Annotated in this window: 5 protein-coding genes; 3 read left to right on the top strand and 2 right to left on the bottom strand. The window is 61.1% G+C overall.

All coding sequences use genetic code 11. The annotated features are described in order from the left end of the window. Positions 1 to 624, bottom strand: a 624-nt coding sequence (locus IL54_RS02360) for an MFS transporter (protein WP_037472828.1), incomplete at its 3' end; no start/stop codon positions are given. Positions 625 to 661: 37 nt separating this feature from the next. Then, positions 662 to 1,462 (bottom strand): 2-keto-4-pentenoate hydratase, encoded by an 801-nt coding sequence (locus IL54_RS02355; protein WP_037472823.1) that lies wholly within the window; start codon positions 1,460 to 1,462, stop codon positions 662 to 664. A gap of 115 nt (positions 1,463 to 1,577) precedes the next feature. Between IL54_RS02355 and IL54_RS02350 the strand changes: the two genes are divergently transcribed. From IL54_RS02350 to kduD, 3 genes are all read left to right on the top strand, one after another. Continuing rightward, positions 1,578 to 2,630 (top strand): LacI family DNA-binding transcriptional regulator, encoded by a 1,053-nt coding sequence (locus tag IL54_RS02350; protein WP_037472822.1) that lies wholly within the window; start codon positions 1,578 to 1,580, stop codon positions 2,628 to 2,630. A gap of 65 nt (positions 2,631 to 2,695) precedes the next feature. Beyond that, positions 2,696 to 3,535 carry a 5-dehydro-4-deoxy-D-glucuronate isomerase gene (gene kduI, locus IL54_RS02345; protein ID WP_037472820.1) on the top strand — a complete coding sequence of 280 codons (840 nt, stop codon included), beginning with the start codon at positions 2,696 to 2,698 and terminating at the stop codon, positions 3,533 to 3,535. Positions 3,536 to 3,634: 99 nt separating this feature from the next. After that, positions 3,635 to 4,345, top strand: a 711-nt coding sequence (gene kduD, locus IL54_RS02340) for a 2-dehydro-3-deoxy-D-gluconate 5-dehydrogenase KduD (RefSeq protein ID WP_037472826.1), incomplete at its 3' end; no start/stop codon positions are given.

The raw sequence follows: 4,345 nt of genomic DNA, 5'->3' as shown, positions 1-4,345 counted from the left end.
ATAGGCGAGTTCATCCGCCGTTACCTTGGGATGCTGATCCGGCCTGCGGTAGAAGACCAGCCAAGCGATGAGCCAGACGATGCCGAAAATGCCGGTGGCATAAAAGGCGACGCGCCAGCCATAGGCGACGGTCAACCATGGCACGAGCAAAGGCGTGATGATCGCACCGATATTGGCCCCAGCGTTGAACAGGCCGATCGCAAAGGCGCGCTCCTTTTGCGGGAACCATTCGGTCACCGCCTTGATGCCTGCGGGGAAATTGCCCGACTCGCCAATGCCAAGGCCAAAGCGCGCCATGGCGAATTGGGTGACACCATAGACGCCGCCATGCGCCATATGCGCGATGGTCCAGATGGTGACCGCGATGGCGTAGCCAAAGCGCGCGCCTATGACATCGACGATCCGGCCGAAACCGAGATAACCGATCGCATAGGCAGCCTGAAACCAGAAGACGATATTGGCATAGTCGGTTTCCGACCATTGCATCTCTGCTGACAGGGTCGGCTTCAGCACGCCGATCATCTGTCGATCGACATAGTTGATCGCGGTGGCCGCGAACAACAGCGCCACCACCACCCAGCGATAGCGGCCGACCGGCGGACCCTGCACCCCTGCTTCGTTCATCATCCTGGCTCCTGGTCTTTTATATGGTGTCAGAGGTTCAGCGTGGCGGCTGCGCCTCGATCGTGCAATGCAGTGTCCCCAAGGGACCAAAATCGGTTTCCACCGCTTGCCCGGCACGAACCGGATGGACGCCCGTCACCGCGCCGGTTGAAATCCACCAACCCGGTTGAATGGTGATCCCGCGCGCGATCAGATTTTCCAGCAAAAAGCTGACTGATCCGATCGCGCCTCGGTTGAACGCTGCGGCCGTGCCAGACCCAACGTCCACGCCGTCGATCCGGGTCGTCACCCGCTGATCCGCATAGGCCCCGCTGCGCCAATCGGGGATGGCAGGGCCGATCAACAGACCATTATTATTACCGAAGTCCGAGATCGTGACGGCAGGCCCCATCTCGTTGATCCCGGCGAAGGGCGAGCTGGCGATTTCGATACCGATATGCACGGCATCGATATGGTCCGCCGCTTCCTCCAGCGTGAAGCTGATCTGGTCCGGGCGTGGAACAGTGCCGATACGAAACAGATATTCGGCTTCCACCGCGCCGAACCCCCTGGCGAAAACCAGGCCTGTGGATTGGCTGGTGGCAGGAAAGACGGTGGGCGAGAAAATGGGACCGGCGAGGCGATCGCACCCATAGAGGTCGGCAAGCGGAGGCAGGATGCGCCCGACCTTCCAGCCCGCAATAGCATCAGACGTATGCGCAAGAGCGGTATCCTGGATGACATAGGCTTCCTCAAGCGTCGCCGGGGCATCGCCGGGATAATCATCGAAGCCCGTCGCAGCCTTGCGCATTGCCAGGAAATGGGTGGCAATCATTTGGGCCATGCTGCTTGCACTCACGGGTTAATCCTCTTCATCCTATCTGACCTTAACGCTATAGGAAACCGGTGTCATTGACAAGCCGGATCGCGGCGCTGCGTGGTGGCGGGCGTGAAAAACTCCACTATAAGGCTGTATGGCAAAGCAGAATCAGGATGAGGGCCAGACGGCCAAGCTGACGATCAACGACATCGCCAGCATGGCGGGCGTGTCGAAAAAGACGGTCAGCCGCGTCATTAATCGCTCGCCGTTACTCAACCGGGAAACGCGTGACAAGGTCGAGGCGATCATCCGCGAAACCGGTTATGTGCCCAATCCGCAAGCGCGTGCATTGGCGCTGGGGCGCAATTTCCTGATCGGGCTGGTCTATGACAATCCCAATGCGCAGATGATCCTGTCGATGCAGCGCGGCGTATTAGAGGCATTGCATGGGACGGAGTTCGAACTGGTGATTCGTCCGGTCGATCGCGGATCGAACCAGGTGATGGACGATATTCGTGGCTTCGTGTCGCGCCAGCGCCTGTTCGGTGTCGTCATTCTACCGCCCATGTCGGAAAATGACGCTCTTGCGCGGATGCTGGACGAGGAAGGCTGCCGCTATGTGCGCATGGGATCGGCCGTGCTGGACGACCCGGAGCATATGGTGGCGTCGAACGACCGGGAAGCGGTGGCAGAGGCGGTGCGTTATCTCATCGCGCAAGGGCATCGGCGGATCGGCCTGATCGCCGGGCCCCACGGGTTTCGGTCGGCCAAGGAGCGGCGGGACGGCTTTGAACTGGCGCTAGCCGAAGCGGGGATCAGCCTACCGCGCAGTTTGATCGCGGACGGGCAATATACGTTCGAATCGGGACAATCGGCATCGGAAAGTCTCTTCGATCTGTCGCCAAGACCCACCGCTATCTTTGCCAGCAATGATGAAATGGCGGCGGGCGTTCTTTATGCGGCGCGCCAGCGGGGCATCGCCGTGCCGGAGGAATTGTCGATCATCGGCTTCGACGATACGCCCCTGACCACGCGGGTATGGCCGCCGCTGAGCACGGTGCGCTGGCCGATCGTAGCGATGGGGCGCGCGGCGGCGCTCAAGCTGATCGGAACGGCGATCGGCGAAGGATCGGAGGTGAATGAGCCGTCGATGTTCAGTTCGACCCTGATCCGTCGTGCATCGGTTGCGCCACCCGCTTCATCCTGATAGACGGTTGCTCATGACACCGGTGTCTGACGACGCCGCAAGCAGTGCAAGGAAGAGGACCAATCATGTTCGACAAGACCTATTACGCGACGCACCCCGACATGATGGAATGCGTGTCGAACGAGGAATTGCGCGATCGCTATTTGATCGGCGGGTTGTTCCGCGATGGCGAGTGCGTGCTGAACTATACCCATGCCGACCGTTTCGTGATTGGCGGGGTTGCGGTAGCGGAGGCGCCGGTCGCGTTGCCAGCGCAGACCGAGCCTGCTTCGGCGGCAGGGCATCCTTTCCTCGAACGGCGCGAAATGGCGGTGGTTAACGTTTCGAACGTCGAAGGCACCGTCACCGTCGATGGCGAGCGCTTCACGCTGGGCAACAAGGATTGCCTCTATGTCACCATGGGCGCGAAGGATGTGCAGTTTGCCGGTGCAGGCGCGCGCTTCTATCTCGCGTCCTGCCCGGCGCATAAGGGGTTCACCACCCGCAAGCTCGGCATCGCCGATGCCAATGCGCTCGAACGCGGCTCCCTCGAAGAATCCAACGAACGGACGATCTTTCAGCTCGTCATCCCCGGCATCTGCGACAGCGCACAATTGGTCATGGGGCTGACTGTGCTCAAGCCGGGTTCGGTGTGGAACACCATGCCCCCGCATATCCATGAGCGGCGCAGCGAGATTTATTTCTACTTCGAGCTGGATGGGCCGTCGGATCGCGTCTTCCACTATATGGGCGAAGGCGATGCGATGCGGCATATCGTCATAGCCAATGAGGAAGCGGTGATCTCGCCACCCTGGTCGGTGCATATGGGGTCGGGCACCAAGGCCTATGCCTTCATCTGGGCGATGGCGGGTGAAAACCAGGATTATACCGACATGAATGTGCTGGATATCTGCCAGCTCGCCTGAACCAAAGTGGGAGCGCCGTTCGTGTCGAGCGAAGTCGAGACACGCTCGCACAGCGCCTCGACAGGTTTCTCGACTTCGCTCGAAATGAACGGAATTATTGTGACCAACCCCTTTGATCTGAGCGGCCAAGTCGCCATCGTCACCGGCGCGAATACCGGCATTGGCCAGGCCATCGCCCTGTCGCTGGCTGCGGCCGGTGCGGACATTGCCGCGGTCGGCCGCACCCCGGCGCAGGAAACCGTCGACAAGGTCCGCGCGCTTGGGCGTAAGGCGGAGATCATCTCCGCCGATCTCTCGACCATAGAGCCGGTCCAGCGCGTGGTGGACGAGACGCTGGAAAAGCTCGGCGGGCTGCACATCCTCGTCAACAATGCCGGGATCATCCGCCGTGCCGACAGCGTCGACTTTACCGAGGCGGATTGGGACGCCGTGATCGACACCAATCTCAAGGTGCTGTTCTTCCTGTGTCAGGCGGCGGGTCGCCATATGATCGGCCAAGGCGCAGGCAAGATCATCAACATCGCCTCGCTCTTGTCCTTCCAGGGCGGCATCCGCGTACCAAGCTACACCGCGTCCAAGAGCGGCGTCGCTGGCCTGACCAAGCTGCTGGCGAACGAATGGGCGGCCAAGGGTGTCAACGTCAACGCCATCGCGCCAGGCTATATCGCCACCAACAACACCGCCGCGCTGCAGGCCGACGAGACCCGTAATCGCCAGATTCAGGAACGCATCCCGGTCGGCCGCTGGGGCGATCCGTCCGACATTGGCGGGGCGGCCGTGTTCCTCGCGTCGAGCGCGGCGGGCTATATT

Source organism: Sphingobium sp. ba1 (genome assembly GCF_000743655.1).
GTDB lineage: Bacteria > Pseudomonadota > Alphaproteobacteria > Sphingomonadales > Sphingomonadaceae > Sphingobium.
This window is presented reverse-complemented; position numbering and strand designations above follow the sequence as displayed.

Excerpts from the sequence above, each read along its gene's own strand:
- IL54_RS02350 (WP_037472822.1), top strand. The coding sequence starts at position 1,578 with ATGGCAAAGCAGAATCAGGATGAGGGCCAGACGGCCAAGCTGACGATC.
- kduI (WP_037472820.1), top strand. The coding sequence starts at position 2,696 with ATGTTCGACAAGACCTATTACGCGACGCACCCCGACATGATGGAATGC.